Source organism: Oenococcus oeni DSM 20252 = AWRIB129 (assembly GCF_000372485.1).
GTDB lineage: Bacteria > Bacillota > Bacilli > Lactobacillales > Lactobacillaceae > Oenococcus > Oenococcus oeni.
This window is the reverse complement of record NZ_AQVA01000005.1, coordinates 70,876-88,086: the sequence shown is the minus strand read 5'-3', so window position 1 is coordinate 88,086 and position 17,211 is coordinate 70,876. Positions and strand designations below refer to the sequence as shown.

19 protein-coding genes and 1 pseudogene are annotated in these 17,211 nt (G+C 37.0%); 12 read left to right on the top strand and 8 right to left on the bottom strand.

Annotation, left to right across the window (positions count from 1 at the left end):
- The first annotated feature begins 105 nt into the window (after window positions 1-105).
- From A3G9_RS0104705 to A3G9_RS0104690, 4 genes are read left to right on the top strand one after another with little or no spacing between them, the layout of a single operon-like run.
- Window positions 106-597 (top strand): PTS sugar transporter subunit IIB, encoded by a 492-nt coding sequence (locus A3G9_RS0104705; protein ID WP_002818181.1) that lies wholly within the window; start codon window positions 106-108, stop codon window positions 595-597.
- A gap of 21 nt (window positions 598-618) precedes the next feature.
- A complete protein-coding gene (locus A3G9_RS0104700) occupies window positions 619-1,554 on the top strand; it encodes a PTS mannose/fructose/sorbose/N-acetylgalactosamine transporter subunit IIC (RefSeq protein WP_002821570.1) in 936 nt (311 codons plus the stop codon).
- Window positions 1,538-2,356, top strand: coding sequence for a PTS system mannose/fructose/sorbose family transporter subunit IID (locus A3G9_RS0104695; RefSeq protein WP_002818184.1), 819 nt, complete (start codon window positions 1,538-1,540; stop codon window positions 2,354-2,356). The genes A3G9_RS0104700 and A3G9_RS0104695 overlap by 17 nt, the downstream gene beginning before the upstream one ends.
- A gap of 26 nt (window positions 2,357-2,382) precedes the next feature.
- Window positions 2,383-2,802 carry a PTS sugar transporter subunit IIA gene (locus A3G9_RS0104690; protein WP_002818185.1) on the top strand — a complete coding sequence of 140 codons (420 nt, stop codon included), beginning with the start codon at window positions 2,383-2,385 and terminating at the stop codon, window positions 2,800-2,802.
- 44 nt (window positions 2,803-2,846) lie between these two features.
- On the opposite strand, the gene A3G9_RS0104685 is transcribed toward A3G9_RS0104690, so the two are convergent.
- Window positions 2,847-3,860 carry a serine hydrolase domain-containing protein gene (locus tag A3G9_RS0104685; RefSeq protein ID WP_002817863.1) on the bottom strand — a complete coding sequence of 338 codons (1,014 nt, stop codon included), beginning with the start codon at window positions 3,858-3,860 and terminating at the stop codon, window positions 2,847-2,849.
- 279 nt (window positions 3,861-4,139) lie between these two features.
- Here A3G9_RS0104685 and A3G9_RS0104680 point away from each other — a divergent pair, with 279 nt between their 5' ends.
- Both A3G9_RS0104680 and A3G9_RS1000000110750 read left to right on the top strand, forming a co-directional pair.
- The gene (locus A3G9_RS0104680; protein WP_002818186.1) at window positions 4,140-5,372 is read left to right on the top strand and encodes an MFS transporter; all 1,233 of its coding nucleotides are present in this window, start codon (window positions 4,140-4,142) and stop codon (window positions 5,370-5,372) included.
- Window positions 5,373-5,506: 134 nt separating this feature from the next.
- Window positions 5,507-6,261: pseudogene (locus A3G9_RS1000000110750) on the top strand (DUF2785 domain-containing protein).
- Window positions 6,262-6,367: 106 nt separating this feature from the next.
- Here A3G9_RS1000000110750 and A3G9_RS0104665 read toward each other — a convergent pair.
- Both A3G9_RS0104665 and A3G9_RS0104660 read right to left on the bottom strand, forming a co-directional pair.
- On the bottom strand, window positions 6,368-7,720 hold the full coding sequence (locus A3G9_RS0104665) for an aspartate aminotransferase family protein (RefSeq protein WP_002817861.1): 1,353 nt from the start codon (window positions 7,718-7,720) through the stop codon (window positions 6,368-6,370).
- A 163-nt stretch (window positions 7,721-7,883) separates the two neighbouring features.
- Window positions 7,884-9,335, bottom strand: a complete 1,452-nt coding sequence (locus tag A3G9_RS0104660; RefSeq protein ID WP_002821569.1) for an APC family permease — start codon at window positions 9,333-9,335, stop codon at window positions 7,884-7,886.
- Between the two features lie 239 nt (window positions 9,336-9,574).
- Between A3G9_RS0104660 and A3G9_RS1000000110410 the strand changes: the two genes are divergently transcribed.
- Window positions 9,575-9,928 (top strand): HAD family hydrolase, encoded by a 354-nt coding sequence (locus A3G9_RS1000000110410; RefSeq protein WP_235043685.1) that lies wholly within the window; start codon window positions 9,575-9,577, stop codon window positions 9,926-9,928.
- Entirely contained in the window at window positions 9,882-10,283 is a 402-nt protein-coding gene (locus A3G9_RS0104650) for an HAD family hydrolase (protein WP_080485119.1), read from the top strand. Before A3G9_RS1000000110410 ends, A3G9_RS0104650 begins: the two co-directional genes overlap by 47 nt.
- A 343-nt stretch (window positions 10,284-10,626) precedes the next feature.
- Here A3G9_RS0104650 and A3G9_RS0104645 read toward each other — a convergent pair whose 3' ends face one another.
- Both A3G9_RS0104645 and A3G9_RS0104640 read right to left on the bottom strand, forming a co-directional pair.
- A complete protein-coding gene (locus tag A3G9_RS0104645; protein ID WP_002818193.1) occupies window positions 10,627-10,989 on the bottom strand; it encodes a CPBP family intramembrane glutamic endopeptidase in 363 nt (120 codons plus the stop codon).
- Window positions 10,967-11,368, bottom strand: coding sequence for a hypothetical protein (locus A3G9_RS0104640; protein WP_002818194.1), 402 nt, complete (start codon window positions 11,366-11,368; stop codon window positions 10,967-10,969). Before A3G9_RS0104640 ends, A3G9_RS0104645 begins: the two co-directional genes overlap by 23 nt.
- Before the next feature lie 617 nt (window positions 11,369-11,985).
- Between A3G9_RS0104640 and A3G9_RS0104635 the strand changes: the two genes are divergently transcribed.
- The gene (locus A3G9_RS0104635; protein WP_002818195.1) at window positions 11,986-12,333 is read left to right on the top strand and encodes an Rgg family transcriptional regulator; all 348 of its coding nucleotides are present in this window, start codon (window positions 11,986-11,988) and stop codon (window positions 12,331-12,333) included.
- Window positions 12,334-12,513: 180 nt separating this feature from the next.
- Window positions 12,514-13,551, top strand: coding sequence for a zinc-dependent alcohol dehydrogenase (locus A3G9_RS0104630; RefSeq protein WP_002818196.1), 1,038 nt, complete (start codon window positions 12,514-12,516; stop codon window positions 13,549-13,551).
- A 242-nt stretch (window positions 13,552-13,793) separates the two neighbouring features.
- Here the strand turns inward: A3G9_RS0104630 and A3G9_RS0104625 are convergent, their stop codons facing one another.
- Window positions 13,794-14,321 (bottom strand): TetR/AcrR family transcriptional regulator, encoded by a 528-nt coding sequence (locus A3G9_RS0104625; protein WP_002818197.1) that lies wholly within the window; start codon window positions 14,319-14,321, stop codon window positions 13,794-13,796.
- A 122-nt stretch (window positions 14,322-14,443) separates the two neighbouring features.
- Between A3G9_RS0104625 and A3G9_RS0104620 the strand changes: the two genes are divergently transcribed.
- On the top strand, window positions 14,444-15,175 hold the full coding sequence (locus A3G9_RS0104620) for an SDR family NAD(P)-dependent oxidoreductase (RefSeq protein WP_002818198.1): 732 nt from the start codon (window positions 14,444-14,446) through the stop codon (window positions 15,173-15,175).
- 151 nt (window positions 15,176-15,326) lie between these two features.
- On the opposite strand, the gene A3G9_RS1000000110225 is transcribed toward A3G9_RS0104620, so the two are convergent.
- Both A3G9_RS1000000110225 and A3G9_RS1000000110635 read right to left on the bottom strand, forming a co-directional pair.
- Window positions 15,327-15,470, bottom strand: coding sequence for a hypothetical protein (locus A3G9_RS1000000110225; RefSeq protein WP_002818199.1), 144 nt, complete (start codon window positions 15,468-15,470; stop codon window positions 15,327-15,329).
- Window positions 15,460-15,582: a hypothetical protein gene (locus A3G9_RS1000000110635; RefSeq protein WP_002818200.1), complete on the bottom strand. Its 123-nt coding sequence runs from the start codon at window positions 15,580-15,582 to the stop codon at window positions 15,460-15,462. Before A3G9_RS1000000110635 ends, A3G9_RS1000000110225 begins: the two co-directional genes overlap by 11 nt.
- 462 nt (window positions 15,583-16,044) lie before the next feature.
- Here A3G9_RS1000000110635 and A3G9_RS0104605 point away from each other — a divergent pair, with 462 nt between their 5' ends.
- Entirely contained in the window at window positions 16,045-16,770 is a 726-nt protein-coding gene (locus A3G9_RS0104605) for a hypothetical protein (protein ID WP_002817856.1), read from the top strand.
- Window positions 16,771-17,211: the final 441 nt, after the last annotated feature.

The following is a 17,211-nucleotide window of genomic DNA, read 5'->3' as shown; positions in this document are numbered from 1 at the left end:
GACATAAAAACTGAAACTCTTAAAAAAGAAGGACTAAAATTCATGCATGTATTAAGGAGAGAATCGGTTGAGTAATTTTATTCAATTGATAAGAAAGGGAGAAGAATGTCAATTGCAGCAGTTAGAATCGATGGCCGTTTATTGCATGGGCAAGTAGCTAATATGTGGACCGGAGTTATCAAACCTAGCAGAATTATGGTTGTCGACAACTCTACGGCGAATTCAGATATTGAAAAGGCCGCTATTAAATTGGCCCGGCCTGCCGGAGTTAATTTAAGTATTTTAAATGAGGATCGGGCAATCGATCATATTATAAATGGACGTTACGATAGTCAAAGAGTATTTGTTTTAGTTCGTAGACCCAAGGTTTTATTGGATATGATTGATGGCGGCGTCCAGATTAAGGAAGTTAATGTCGGTAATATGTCTCAAGCTGATGGGACCAAGCCTTTGACAAAATCAATTAATATTCTTCAGTCTGATGTCGACGCGTTTAATCTTTTACATAAAAAAGGAATCAAAATGACAGTTCAGATGGTACCAAGCGATCCGGCTGTTGATTTGATGCAGTTATTAAAGAAATTTGCTTCGGTTTGATTAAAAAGAGGGGATTAAATTATGAGCGGAAACATCTTGCTTTGGCAGGTTATTGTATTAACTTTTTATTCTATGTATCAGATTATTGATGATCTGACTTTTATTTCTTCATTGGCGCAGCCGGTTTGGGCCGGTTTAATCACGGGTGCCGTAATGGGCGATGTAACCAAGGGACTAATTATCGGAGGAAGTCTTCAACTAACGGTCCTCGGAGTTGGGACCTTTGGTGGAGCTTCTAAAATAGACGCGAATTCAGGGACGATTTTAGCAACGGCTTTTTCGATCAGTTCGGGCATGAATGCTCAAACTGCTGTTGCCGCAATTGGTGTTCCGGTTGCTTCTTTGATGATTGAAACGGATGTCTTGGGCAGATTTACGAACACTTACTTTCAGCATCGTATAGATCGGACAATTGAGGAAGAAAATTATCACGCTTTTGAACGGAACTATTTATATGGTGCAATTCCGTGGGCTCTATCACGTGGTATTCCTGTTTTTATTGCTTTGCAGTTTGGTGGCGGTCTTGTTACGGAAATTGTTAAGGTTCTCGATACGAAAATGGTTTGGTTGAGCAATGGTCTTGCCACAGCCGGAGCTTTGCTTCCGGCGGTCGGATTTGCAATTTTACTGCGCTATTTGCCGGTTAAAAAACATTTTGCATATTTGATTTTAGGCTTTACCTTAACTGCTCTCTTAACTACGGTCTTTACGAATGTTCAGACCTTGGGAACTTCAATGGCAAAAGTTTCGAGCAGTTTTTCGAATAATTTTACTGCACTTCCAATGGTTGCCATTTCTCTGATTGGTTTTTCATTTGCCTTGAATGCTTATAAACGCGATGTCGGTAACTTACCGTCTTCCACAGATTCACAGCAGAATGGACCTTCACAACCAGAGCAGAGTGAGCAAAAAAATACTAAAGATGAGGATGGAGAAATCGATGGCGACGAAGACTAAATACGAATTAACGAAAAAAGATTTTCGACAAATGAATCGCCGCAATATTTTTTTGAATCAGTTGGGCTGGAATTATGAAAAAATGCAGGGTTCTGGATATCTGTTTATTGTCCTTCCCCAGCTCAGAAAAATTTATGGGGATCATACGCCTGAACTCAAACAGGCAATGAGAATGCAAAACCAGTTTTTTAATACGAATCCCTATTTGAACACTACTATTCAAGGTCTCGATGTCGCACTTGAAGAAAAACAGGGCATTTCTTCATTGGAAACAGTCTCGGGTTTGAAAAATGGTTTAATGGGTCCGGTTGCGGCAATTGGAGATACGATTTTTGCTTCTCTGATTCCTGCTATTATTGGTGCAATTGCCGCTAATATGGCTGTCCAGGGAAACCCTGCAGGAGCATTTTTGTGGTTGGCGGTGAATATCGCAATTATGTATTTTCGTTGGATTCAGTTGGAATTCGCTTATAAAGGTGGCGTAACTCTTGTTACCAAGCTTCAGGGCGAGATGAACGCTTTGACTAACGCGGCGACTTTGCTTGGCGTTTATGTTGTAGGTGCTTTGATTGCAAGTCTTGTAAATATTGATGTCCCATTTGTTGCCCATATTGGCAAAATGACGGTTAATCTTCAGAATGAATTCGACACGATTATGCCGAAAATGATTCCTGGATTGGCTGTTGGTCTTATTTATTGGATACTGGGACGCAAACGAATGACTTCAACGAAAGCGATTTTTATCGTGATTATTGTCGCAGTTGTTTTTTCCGCTCTAGGAGTTTTAGGCAAAGGTGCTTGATTTAATAGAATGAATATGGAGCGAAAATGAAGTTAATATTAGTAAGTCATGGACCTTTATCATCGGCAATTTTGGAAAGTGCCGAAATGATTGTCGGCAAGATTAAAGGAGCTGTTGCTTTGAGTTTGACGCCGAATATGAGCCCAAGTGAGCTGCAACAAAAAATCGAAGCGGAAATTAAGAAAATACCGGATAACGAACAGATTGTCGTTGCTCTTGATTTATTGGGAGGAACACCGGCGAACGTTACGACTAGGATATTGGCTGCCTATCCACGAATAAATGTTCTGACGGGGATGAATCTCCCAATGGCAATCGAATTTGCCAATCAACAGCTTTTGGGAGGCAAATTGAATTTCTCCCAATTGCTTTCGATGGGGCAAGGCGGTATTGTCGATATCAAACAGCAACTGCAGAGCTCCGATGAGGATGAGGATGAAGTTTAACAAAAAAAGCCGTTCGTTAAGACCAGCTTTTTTGTTATGTGATTTTATATTGATTCGGGGTGTCCATAGAACAAAGCAATTGCCATCAGTCTGTAACTGAGCCAGCGCCGGTTTTCCCGAGTCGGGTAAACACGATTTGTTAAGCAGACAAAAGCACTTTGATTAACCAAGTTCAAAGCAATCGAGGTTCCGGTAAAGCCCGTATGCCATAAGCTTTGACCGGCTGGAGTCATCCAACAACGCCAGCCAAGTGTTCGACCGCTTGTAACGGAATTTTCTAATATTGGAAAGACGGCTTCTGGGAGAATTTGTTGGTCGTTATAATAACCTTTATGTAAATACATTTGTGCAAAGCGGGTTAGATCGGTTAGAGTCGAAAACAACCCGGCATGTCCGCTGACGCCATCCAATAAGTGGGATTTTTCATCGTGGACCTCGCCCCGAATGATTCCACCTCTTTTGATCTGCTTTTCGGTTGGAACAAAGATTTTACGATCGGCTCTTGGATTATAGGAAGTATTTGTCATTCCGATAGGCTGGAAAATGTGTTCCTCCAAGCTTTTTGATAAATCTCCATCGATTTTCTGAATAACCCAACCCAATAAAATGAAATTCAGGTCTGAATAAATCGTTTTTGTATCGGCCGGGCAAAGTTGAGGCATTTCTTTGACTGCTTTGATTAAGGCCTCTCGACTAAAATCCCAGACATTCTTGATGTCGGCACGCAAACCGCTTCTATGCAACAAAAGCTGTTTGATCGTAATTTTGGGTTTGTCTACGCCATTTATGAATTTTCCGACCGGATCTTCTAAATCCAGTTTTCCTTCTGAAAGTAGTTGCAGAATTCTGGTTGTGGTTCCGACGACTTTTGTCAGCGATGCCAGGTCATACTGCATGTTAGCTTCTAAGGCGATTGCATCCTGATTTTTTCCTTGAAAACCAAGGTAATGATATTCGCTTTGATCAGCTGCTATCAATGAGTATGAGATACCGTAAACGGCTTTATTGTTAATTGCACCGCGCATTAATTCTGATATTGCCTGACTGTTTTCAATCATAATTTTTGCTTCCTTTGTTGATTACAACTGCTGTCCTGTCGAAGTTATTCAAGAGGGGCATTTCTTAAATTCGACTGGTTTCCATTGTTACAATCGATTGCTGCTATTAAGCCAATACAAATCATCATAGGATTTTTTGGTTTGGTTATCAATTCACTTACCCGATTAATCTCTTTTTCGCCTTTTTCGTTTCATAAATAATGGAGATGTTTTGCTGCTAATAAACAGCTTTGATTCAGCAACTTCTTTTTTTGCTATGATTAAAAAATGAGAAACAGCTTGAAACAGCAAATTTTTGATGTTGTTACCGGCAGTCTCATTAGTACTTTGGGTTCTGCTTTATTCGAGTTTGGCGTTGGGCTCTATTTATTAAAAAAGACTGGTTCCTCGGCTCAGTATGCCCTGGTTTTAATGATTGGTCCGATCGTGATGCTTGCATTACTGCCAATTTCCGGTAGTATTATCGATCGTTTCGATCACGCAAAAATAATTCGCTTTAGCCAAATAATCAACGTAATTTCTTTGCTCCTTTTTTCTATTTTCTATTTTCTTGCTGTCAAATTTTTCTTATTGGAAATTTTAATTTTGGTGATCATCTTGCGGGCAACCGGATTATTTATCAGTAATACTCTGAATTCTTCTTTGCGAGATTTAATTCCACTTGAAAGTCTGCATCGAGTTAATTCTTTAAATCAGACCGGAGCATCGATTGCCAACATTCTTAGTCCGGCATTAGGAGCAGTACTATTCAGCTTGCTGCCCTTTGAAATGTTTGCCTTAGTTCAGTTTGTGACCGAATTTTTGGCGATGCTCTTATTTCTTCGTTTAAATTTCAGTTTTGTAGAAAACAAAACAATTATCAAAGTGAAACATGATCAACATATCTGGAAAGATTTCACTGCCGGATTAAAATATGTTCGTCTTGAACACTTACCGCGTTTAGCAACTTTATCAAACGCGGTGACAAACTTTTTCATTGCCAGTATCAATGTCGGTATGGCTTTTACAGAAGTTACTTTTCTCCATATGACCAACGCACAATTTGGTTTCACTGAAATGTCTTTTGGTGTCGGTATGTTGTTGGCTGGACTTTTTTTATCTGCACGCTCGCAGTTCCGTTTTCCGGCTCGCGCTTCGATGTTAGCTGCGGTTATTTTAGGTTTAACTTTAATTCCTTTTGGTATTCCGGAATGGTTTCATACCAGTCGTCTAATTAATGTTGGTTTATTTGCTTTTTATAATTTTATTGCTGGCGTTCTGGTTGTTATCAAACAGACTCCGATTCTGTCATTGCTGCAAACTGAGGTTCCTACTACCATGCAAGGACGTGTATTTACTTTGCAAACAACTTTGGGAGCTCTTTTAAGTCCATTGGGAGCAGCTGCCTATGGAATTTTATTTGGAGTATTTACACCTGCACCAATCTATACAGTTACCGGTTTGTTAATGGCGGGATTATTGGTGTGGTTGATGTTCCGTTATCAGGATGTTATGAATATAACGACAAAATAAAAGCATCCGCATTGTTTTTGGACTATATTTAAAAAAGCAATTTGAGATTGAGGAATATATTTATACATGCAAAAAGTTTTGGAAAAATTATTGCAACAGAAAAAATCAGTTTCAACACTCAACAGATAGATTTTATGCTTCAAAATATTGGTAACACTAATAGCCATTTAAGAGATGATTTAATTTACAATCTATTCGCTCGTGGTTTCGATGAAGATACTTTTACCTTTGTACAAAAACAATTAACAACAAATGAATTAATAGAATCCGGGAACTTATTTAAAGCAATCAAGCTTGGTCAAAACGATTCCGTATTTTTAAGAAGTTTTACAGCGCTTGCTCTAGCTGAAATTATTAGCGCTGATGGCAAAAAAATTTCCTATCTGATAAAGATAGGAACAAGTTGTTTTCCATGTCGATTGTTTATTTATCTTCCGAGAAAGATTTTAGAGGATTTGTTTCAGGAAAAGGTTGGGCACATACCGTTGCTCACGGGAGCGATTTTTTGGCAGCTTCAATAAGAAATCCTCTTTTTCCTCTGGATATGGTTGATAAATCGTTTAAAGTATTTTTTTATATCTTAAATCAATTGGAAACTGCTTTTGTCGATAATGAGGAACAAAGAATTTCTTTTGCTTTGATATCTGCTCTGGAAAGTAATAAAATCATTGAAACAGAATTTGTCGATTATTTATTGAAACTGAATGAAAGCCGCTGGACATCTTTCTCATTCAGTAACCAAAGAAGTTGTTACCAAATGAATGTCTGGATTTGTATTTTACAGAACGTTTATTTCATGCTTAACCAAAAATTCTTTCTTACGAGAAAAACTATTAACAAACTTATTCAAAATTATTATAAGAAGGAAGGTTATGCTTTCTCGGACTAATTTGGATAATCAGGTGTTTCATAAAAGCAGAAAGCATTAAAAAAATGATCGAATAAATAGTGAAATTAAATTAGATCCCTTTGCAATTTCCTATTAGATTTTTGATTTACCAACCAATTTTTCCCGTGTCTTTTGGTACTTCGACTTTATTTTGTTCAACAGCTGTAAATGCATCATCAAGCACCTGCAGCGCCTTATCCAACTGTTTGTGGGATATGACCAAGGGCGGTTGAAACCTTAAAATATTTCCTGCAAGGGTAATAATGACGACACCATGTGCAAAGGCATAGTAGATAACTTTTGTTGCTGCGTCATTCTCTGCTTCTTTAGTTTTAGGATCTTTAACTAATTCAATTCCACCGTTTAGTCCCCACATGCGAACGTCGCCGATTATCGGGTGATGTCTTTGCATCTCAAGAAAACGTTGTTTTGCATATTCTCCGTCTTTAGCTGACTTTTCAACTAGATGATCGTCTCGAATAACATTCAAGGTGGCTAGTGATGCAGCAGCGCATACCGGATTGCCAGAAGTAGTAAAGATATGGGCCGGTGCGTCAAGGCTCTGCATGATATCTTTTTTACCGACAACAGCGCTAAGCGGCATTCCCGAAGCCAGTGATTTTCCGACCGACATTAAGTCCGGTTCAATATCTTTATATTGTTGAATTCCCCACATTTTGCCCGTTCGGCCAAGCCCTTGGTTAACCTCGTCAACAGCAAATAAAATGCCATTATCATGACAGAATTTATAAACCAGTTGCATATATTCTTCCGGAGCCTTAACAATTCCACCATCGCCTTGGATTGGTTCAACTAAGACACAGGCGGTTTCATCGGCAGGCAAAAATGATTCGAATGGTGCCTTGAAAGCATTGAAGTAACGTATAGCAACGTCGTGCTCAGTCTCACCTGCGTAACGACGATAAAGATCCGGATAGGGAACGTGGACAACGCCTGGAAGCATTGGACCGATTTTTCGAGTCATGTTCAAACTGGTTCCTGACAGGCTTTGCGAACCATAGGTTGAACCATGGTAGGATCCCATATAAGAAACAATATATTGGCGGCTGGTGTACGCACGAGAAAATTTTATAATTGCATCGTTGGCATCAGAACCGGAATTACCAAAACTGACCATTTTGGGTGAATTGCCAGGAGCGAGTTCGGCTAAACGTTTTGATAATTCAATTCCTGGTACGTGGTGAAAATAAGCCGGCGTATAATGAATCAACTTTTGTGCCTGCCTGCTTATTGCCTTGACAACCCGTTCGTTTGTATGCCCGACATTAATTGCTGAAGCGCTTGCCAAAAGATCGATATATTCGTTGCCATCGACATCGATCAGCGTTGCCCCATGAGCATGGTCGATCACCAGGTCATAGTAATTGATCCGTGCCGAACGTGCATAATAATTGTTTTCTTCGTCGATTAATCGAGATGCCTTCTCTAAATTATTCATGAAAATTCATTACCTCCTTGTTATATGTATGAAAAAACATTGGTGTTTCAAGCCTTTCTAATGTGATCTGTGAAAAGCTGCGAGGATACCAATGTTTTGCGAATTTATATTCTAAATGAGCGATAAAAAACTGTTTTTAACTTCAGATCATACCTCGTTAAAATTAATTTGATTTTTCTGTTTTTTTGCTACTGCCTGCGGTGGAATGTTTTATCCCGTAGCCGAAATAGACAATCATGCCAAAGATAAACCAACCAAGGGCATAAATCTTCGCTTGGATATCAAGACCCCAAAAAATAGCCAGAGCACCTAAAAATCCAAGTGCGGGTAATACTGGATAAAAAGGCATTTTGAAACTTGGTTCCGGAATATCTTTTCCTTCGCGGGGACGAAGCACATAAATTCCAATTGAAACGAACATAAAAGCGATTAATGTTCCAGCAGAAATTAATTGAGCCAAAAAAGTGAAAGGAAAGAATGCACCCAAGGCAATACCAATAACTGTCAGTATGATTAAAGCGTGGCTGGGCAGATTATTGCTCAATTTGCCCAATGTTTTCGGAAGCAAACCGTCACGACCAAATGAATAAAGAAGTCGAGAACCGGCAAGCATCATTCCGATAAGGGCTGTAAACATACCAATAACTGCGACGGCTTGAACAATGGTTGCGATGATTTCGTGGCCGCTTTGACGAAGAGCCCAGCCTACCGGTTCAGCATTGTTTGCATAATCCGGATAACGGAACATACCGACCAAAACCAGAGCAACGGAAATGAAAAGAAAAACAGCTATAAATAAAGATCCTAGAATTCCACGGGGCATCGTTTTTTGTGGATTCTTAGCTTCTGCGGAATTCGCGGCAATTGAGTCGAAACCAATGTATGCCAGGAAAATTTCTGAGACGCCGGCATAAATTCCTTGCCAACCACCGAATGCCGAGCCGTCTGTATTGGCATGATATTTTGGAATAAACGGTACATAATTCTGACCTTTAATTGCTGTCACACCGACAAAAATAAATACTAAAATAGCAATAACCTTCAAAATAACGAGCGTGTTTTCGACACGGGCGGTTTGCGATGCGCCGCGAGAAAGCAAAGTAGCTACCAATAGAATGATAATAATCGCAAATAAATCCATTAAGCCGCCGTTGGATCCTGTTGAAGCGATTGATAAAGTTGTAGGCAGTTTGAAGCCTAATGGCGAAATCAAGCCCTGAAAGTTTGCAGATAGTCCGGATGCAACGAATGCTACGGCAATGAAGTATTCGGCCAGCAATGCCCAACCGGCAATCCAGCCCCAGAACTCGCCAAAAACTACGTTAATCCATGAATAAGCCGAACCCGCAAAGGGCATTGCGGCGGCCATTTCAGCGTAGGCAAAAGCAACTATGCCGGCGACAATTGCTGCACATAAAAAGGAAAGGGAAACTGCCGGGCCGGCGTGTTGGGCTGCGACGACCCCCGGTAAAGTAAAAATTGATGTGGAGACAATTGTTCCAACGCCCAACGCTAGGAAGTCCTTCGTAGTAAGACTTCTAATTAGATGCGAATCTTTATCCTGATAGACAAGCGGATCCTCTTTACGGAACATTTTCTGAAAAATACTGCTCATTGGTAATCAACTCCTATAATTAGGCTAAACGTTTTTTTCAACGATTAACAATTTTGATTGCCTAAGGATAACAAATTATTTATTGAAAATAAAGGTCAAATTGAATTATTTCTAAAATGTATTATATGGAGCTACATCAGCTTCGTGTAAATCAAATTGAATGGCGCTACTCTTTAAGCAACTGATTAAATTTATAAATTGTAAAAACGAAAAATTTAATGTTTATCAGAGGAATGCAAATGATATTAACTTTCGATTGTTATGGCACATTGCTGGACACATCCAGCATTAATGAATGTATAAGTAATATTTGTTATGAAAATAATGTAAATTCTCAACTTGCTATAAATGCATTTTTTAGTTATGAAGACCGCTTAATGTATTCTGATGAAATTATTCCTTATGAAAAACTAATCAGGAAGAATTTACAATTTATGGATATGGATTTGGATACCGATGATTTATTTTTGAGTAATTATAAGGCAATTCTTCAAGCTTACTATGACTTAAAAACCTTTTCCGGAAGTTACTTCCGTTCTAGAAGACTTGAAAAAAGCTGGGCATTCTTTATATTTAATGTCAAATTCGTCTAGTCAAATTATGCAATACAATCTTCAAACAATGAACAAGGATTTTGATGATGTTTTTACGGCTGATGATACTGGTTGCTATAAACCACAACTTGAATTTTTCAGTTTTGTTCAACGAAAGCTTAATTTGAATAATAACAATCATCTTCACATTGCAAAAGGCTTCTGGTGGGATATTGTTCCCTGCGCAAAAATTGGTTGGAAAAAGATTTGGATAAATAGAAATCGTATTAATGGCTTAAAGGAATATCAACCGTATAAAGAATTTAATGATTTAAGAGCTCTTCCCACATATCTAAAGACAATCCAGTCGATTGAGGACAAAAATATCCAAGATCATCATCAAAAACCGGAGTGAGATGTCTTGTGAATAATTATCGAATTTTTCTGTTCCTTGTCCATTATTAAGTTCCTTAAATTAAATAGAGTTTATATTTCTAATTTTTGTATCGGAACTAATCTAATAGACTACAATTAAAAATCAATAAATAAAATGTCAAAATTAAGTCTATTACAATATCTATTAGCTAACTTGTACGGAATAGTGATTATTGTTTTTTGGTGTTTTATTTACTACTTTTGCTCTTCGATTAAATGACGAGCGACAGCAAAAACACAGATATCTGAAAGTCGCTCTCTGCATGTTTGTTGGCCTATTGTTTACGGTTGTGGGGCTTATATTACTAGTCTCCTTGTTCTTTTTATATTTTCTTCATACCTCTATCGATCCGGTAGATTAAGTAATATGCCAAACCGATTAACAAATAGATCAAAGAATATACAAAGGTGCTCATCCAGTTATCCGAACTGCCACCACTAGTATCGATAAGGATAAAGGGAACTAAATCCAAAGTGGCATGAAGAACTATTGGAAAGTAGATTGAATGAGTGACTAAGTATAAAGTGCCCAGCGTAAAACCGATAAAACTAACTTGAATGACCTGATTAATTGTGTTGAATAAGCTTTGTTCAAATAAATGGACTAAATGCATCGTCCCAAACAGCAGCGACGTAACAATCAAAGGAACAATCGTTGTTTTGCTAATGGATAACAAACGGGCCAAAAATCAAACCACGAAACAAATATTCTGCGGAAATACCGGTTGTTATCGCTGTTAAAAAATAAATAATCAGATTGCTGGGCAGGACATAGTTTTCAAACACAGAGAAAACTCCATATAGAAGATATAAATAAGCTGGCAGTAATAAGAGAAGATTTCGATAAAGATTTTTAGTTGAATGAAAGATTGGCTGTTTAAAAACGAATCTATTGATTGCAATAAAAACAAATAAACAAAAGAGTTCTAATGCGATAGTTGAAAACGAATCGTATTGGTAGGGAACAATTCCTTTGTCCATTACAAAAATATAAACCAACAGAATTGCAAGTTCGATTAGTATTAAAGATAAAATTTGCCAAAAGTTTTGCTTAACCCTAGCCATATTACTCTCCACCAAATCATGATAAGACCATATTCCTAATGAATATTTCAGCTAAATATCTCAACAAAAATATATCTGAAACTTACCACTTATGCCTAGTCCTTATTCAAATTAACAATATATTCTCAAAACTACCTATAAAATTCCTAAAATGAGAAGATATTGTGAATTTATTATTTTTTAAAATGTCTTGTATAGAATTAAAGTATTTTAGATGGAAGGTAAGGAAAAGAACAAATTAATTTAATAGAAGACTTTAAAATATCGTCGAAGAAAACAATAAAGAAGTATCTTTTGAGATATCTGATTCACCTAATCAAGTTGATTGCGAAATTGGTTGGTATTTTATCCAACACCATTATCAAGTCCTGTTTCTTCTACCAGATTTTTTGGGGAACTTTTTAAGAGAATATTGTAAAGAGTATTTCAAGTTCCTTTTTGCGGCTTAGTTTAAGTCGACTAAATTTGTCGTTTATAAAACTTTCAAGATTACATACTATCTTCTAATGTTAATTCCAAAGATAATATTATTTAGAAATTTCAATAAACTTTCCGATTCTTTGAATGCAATAGATAAGTCAAAATCATTTTTGTTAAGTACTATTAAGGAGAAATATATGACGCTTAAGTATGTTGAATCTTGGAAGATATTTTTTTTACATAATGATAATCTTCATAACACTATCGCGGCATTGGAAAACGATATAGAAATTACAAGCGACCGTAGAGAATATGAACTTGCAAGAGAGCTGCTGGACCTTCTATCGGACTTTAATATTCCAAGCGATGAACTACTTTTGAGATTTAAGTTTTCTTTCTTTAAAAATCTCTTTTTTAAAAAACAAGCCGAAGCCGTTAAACTGAATAATCAATTGATTGAGACTTTAAGGTTAATGAATTCTAATCAATTGGCTTCGGCCTATGATGAATACATGTCGACTTTTTATCAGAATAAACTTTCTTAAATTATTTCATTTTAGCGAATTTTTGTTTGTGAATTTGTCATTTCTTACATGCCTTTTAAATCCACAATATCTTTGTGAAAAATGTAGAAAGATTGGAATAGCAACCTTTATCTGTTTAACAAATATACATAAAATGTTACGTTGAAGTTGGATCTTATAGAGGAAAAGAGGTTGTTTTCAATGGATGGAAAAGTTGCTGTATTAACTGGAACTAAGAAAATCGAAGTTAAAAAACTCCCTGTTCCAGAGATAAATGATGATGAAATGCTGGTCAAAGTAGAAGGTTGTGGCGTCTGTGGTACGGATGTTTTTGAGTACAAGAGCGATCCATTTAACTATATTCCGGTTAACCTTGGTCACGAAGGTACCGGCGAAATCGTCAAAATGGGAAAGAACGTCAAAAATGATTGGACTGGTAAGACCCTGAAAATCGGGGACAAGATTGTTTGTGGTCCTGCTGCTAATGGAGATATTTATGGTTTGATGGGTGGCGAAAAACATTATTTCAATGGTTGGCTTGCCAATTACATGGTTATTAATCCAAATAGCGTTGTCTTCAATGTCAGCGATATGCCGTTGGATTTACGGATTTTAATTGAACCGGCGGCCGTTTCTTGTCACGCTGTTGCAAAATCCAAGGAAATCTACACCTTTAAGCACAGTTCCTCGGTAGTTGTTCAAGGTGTTGGCCCAATTGGTTTGATGGTTATCGCACAAATGAAGACTTTGGGTGTTCGCCACATTATTGCTGTTGATGGTAATGCTAGTCGACTAGAATTGGCTAAAAAGATTGGTGCAACTGCGACGGTTAACATCGATGATGGAGATTCAGTTGCTGCTGTTAAGGAGCTAACCGATGGCAAAGGTGCCAATTTTGTTTTCCAATGTACTGGCTCTACGAAAGGTGCCAGCACGGCTTGGAAATTCTTGACCGATCACGGTGGTATTTGTGAAGTTGGCTTCTTTGTCGATAATGGCGAAGCTACTTATAACCCACACTTTGATGTTTGCATGCCAGAAACCAAGATCACTGGTTCATGGGCTTATGTTCCAGAAGACTGGGTGGAAGCAACAGAGTTCTTGCGCGAGACCAAGGATGAAGGTCTTGATATGACTCAATTGATCACGAATGTTTATCCGCTTGACCAAATGAATGAAGCCATGGCTAAGAATATGAGTGGCACCGGCGTTAAGATCGTTTACAAGAATAACCAATAAACAATATATTTAAATTATTTGATATTAATAAAACCGGTTTAGAAGTCATTTATTGACTGACTAAACTGGTTTTTCCATACTTAATAATGATTTCTGCTGGATATTTAAAAAAATAAAACGTCGGTTGCTCTCTTTATCGTCTTTTTATTAATTCTTATTTAGCTAGTGGCCAAAGAGATTAAAAAGCTGTAAGATTAATAGTTTTTGGTCTACTGTTTTAAAAAATGAATACTTATACAATTTTATTCATATATTTTAGTGATAAAAGTTGAGATTAAAAGTTGGGGATCGTCTAATCCTTTTTCCGGTTCAACATGTCCAGAATTAGTCAATTCAATCAGCCCGTGAATAAATGCAAGTACAGTAGCGGAATCAATCGTGTTTGGAATGAACTTGCGGAGTATTTCTAACGGCTGCGTCGCTATAGCATGTAAGTTCTGATATTCGGAAGTTGTCCATTTCTTTTGAAACATCAAATCGTATAAAGAAGGGTGCTTGGTGCCGAAATTATAATAGTAATTCAGTAAATTGATTAATTGTTCTTTTGAATTATCCCGGACTGTCTTAGACATATGCTCGGAGAGTTTAACAAATGATTGAATAGCAATGGTAACCAGTAAGTCGTCTTTGTTTTTGAAATGTCGGTATACTGCTCCTCGGGATAATCCAATTTGTGCCCCAAGGTCGCGCATGTTAACAAAATTGATACCTTTGTTTTCAATAATGCTTATTGTCGTTTCTATGATTTTATCACGGGTATTTTTTGCCATAATCTTCAACTCCAATCAGACCATATGAAAATGTTATCTAAAAAGGTTGACATTGTCAACTTAATAAGATAAGCTTCTCTTTGTTGACGGTGTCAACATTAATAAACTTGAGGAGCAAAAAAATGACGAAAATTGTGTTAATTACTGGAGCAAACAAAGGTATCGGCTTTGAAACCGCAAAACAAATTGGTAAGAACGGTTGGACGCTTTTGATTAGCACTCGAAACGAAGAGCGTGGTAAAAATGCTGTTCATCAATTGCAACAAGACGGAATCACTGCAGAGTGGCTACAAATTGATCTCAATGACATTGCTAGCATCCATAAAGCTGCAAGATATGTAGAGGAACGTTATCCAAAACTTGATGGGCTTATCAATAACGCCGGTATTTCCGGCGATATGCAAAAAAATCCTTTAGAACTTAAATCTTCTGAATTAGAGCAATTAGCGAAGGTTAATTTTCTTGGCAATTTCGAAATGATTAAGTCATTTACACCAATTTTATCCAGAAATCATGGCAGAATATTGAATGTAACAATTCCTGCCACGCCGATTGGCTCTTTTAATCCCTTAGGGTATTTGGCTAGTAAAGCTTCTCTAAACTCGATGATTAAATCATTTGCTATGTATTATAAAAAGCACGAAATTCCTGTTGAAATTTTTGGTGTTTTGCCCGGTGGAATATCTACTGACCTTAACCAACATCAGAGTGGTTTACTAATACGGACAGTTCAAGAGGGCGGAGAGTCAATTGCTAAGGTAATGATGGACAGGCATAATCATCAAGGAAAGCTCCTCATGCGTATGGGGCTTACCCAGTTGGCGCGTAATTTTGTTTTTAGAAGACACGATTAATTGAAAGCAATAAAAAAGACCATTATATAGGTCTCATTTATTTGGTAAATATTATAAATTGGATTTTCTTAATGCTTTAGAGAGTCTTTATCGACTAGTGCTGCTATGTTTTTTCTGTGCAAAATGGCGAATGTCTTTCCGTTTTTAATGATCAAAACCAGGTTGTTGATGAAGTCGCAAGATCTTTAGAAAAGTTTGGACGTTCCATCTCGGTAAACAAATCCAGAGTTTCTTTAGATAATTTTTTCTCCAAAGCCAGCTTTCTTAATTGTTGTTTTAAATCCTTAATAACCACTTGGTCGCGCTCTCCTAACAGCCAAATTCAAAATTTGTTTTTCATCTGCTTTATTTGGACGGATACTTTCTAATTTTCTTTGGAGATTTTGCTTTTTATCTGATGATTTCATTTACAGTAATCTTCTTTCGACTATTTATTTTATTGCTTTAACTATATCCGTTGTTGCATATAATATATCTCACAAAATAGCAATCGACAAATTAACTGTTGAGAATTTTAAATAAATCTTTTTTATAAAAGCAATCTGGTTAAGTTTTGTAAACGATATATTTTATCGTCCATGAAAAAAAGACAGCATTGGGTCATTCTGTTCTTTTAATCTAAAATGTATGCAGGTAATCGTTTTAACAAATGCAAAGATCATAATAAAAACCAGACCAAATGAAGACTTAAAACATAATGTTAAGGGCTGACAAATCAGAGTAAATATTTTTGCGAAGGATCTTATGAATCAAGAAACTGAATTTTTTTACGTAATGTTAATCATCATGAAATTATATGGCAGAAAATTAAACAGGAGCCAAATAGTATACACGTGTACCGCGCTCAAAATGGAAAATTGGAGGCGATTATGGCATATAGCAATAATCCTGTTCATCCACATGCTCAAGGCTTTTCGGCCTATGTTCCAAACTACAGTGTCCACATTTATCAATCTATTTTGAAAGACGTGGTCACAATTGCTCAAAGAAATAATTGCGATCGAATTGCTACCTTGCAGTATCTCCCCTTGACGGCTTTTGAGAGGTGGTTATTAAATAATCAATTTTCTTGTTGGCGAGAGACCGTAATGCCGTCTGTTTTATTAGATAAGATACAACTAGCAGAATTATCAATTAAACAAGGGCAGCATTTACTTACTCTTCGTCAAATAAAACAATCTGATTATTGGTGGAAAACCTTAATTAAAAAAAGTCATGAAGATTATGTTGCTAGTCATTTAGTGAACCCTATGATAAAAATGGCTGATTCTAATTGGGCAGCTAATACTAATGATGCGCTGATGGACATACCTGTTGCTTTAGTTACTGGAGATCAAATTCTTTCTTACACATATTCATTTGAGGATCTTCCCAATGTTTTGACATTTTCTTGGTTTGGTGGAACCTCTACAGCAAATTTATGGATTCTTCAGGCCGAACAAATCCAATGGGCAATAGAACATCATTTTAAAAAACTAAGCGGTGAGTTCGATAATAGCGATCCTTTGGCTTGGTCGACATATCGCCATTGGCCATTTGAACCAGCTCCTGTTTTGACTACACTTGGTCGTAAGTTCACAATTGAAAAGAATTAATTATCTAGTGCTGGAAGCTGATTCCTAAAGTCCGATGACTCGATATATATTTTTTTGTATTTAATTTAATCGATTCACTTTAAAGGCGAGTGACAAGCTCAAAATTTGATCGCCGAGATCTCACGAGTGATCTATCTGAGAGCGGATTTTTTTATTTGATCGATATTTGAACTCGGGCCATTAATGAGGTTATCCAATTCATACTCTAACAATATTTTTTGTGCTTTCTCTGTTTTTTCGATATTTAGGGCCTTGTGATTAATTAATCGTTTGTTTTTGACAACATAAATACGTTTGGAAACTTTATTTGTGAAAACCTGGTCGTGGGATATCAATAAAACCCTATTCGGATAATTAATTAAAAAGTCAGTTAATGCATGTATGGCTTGTAAGTCAAGATAATTAGTAGGCTCGTCCAGCATTAAGAAGTTATAATCGCCA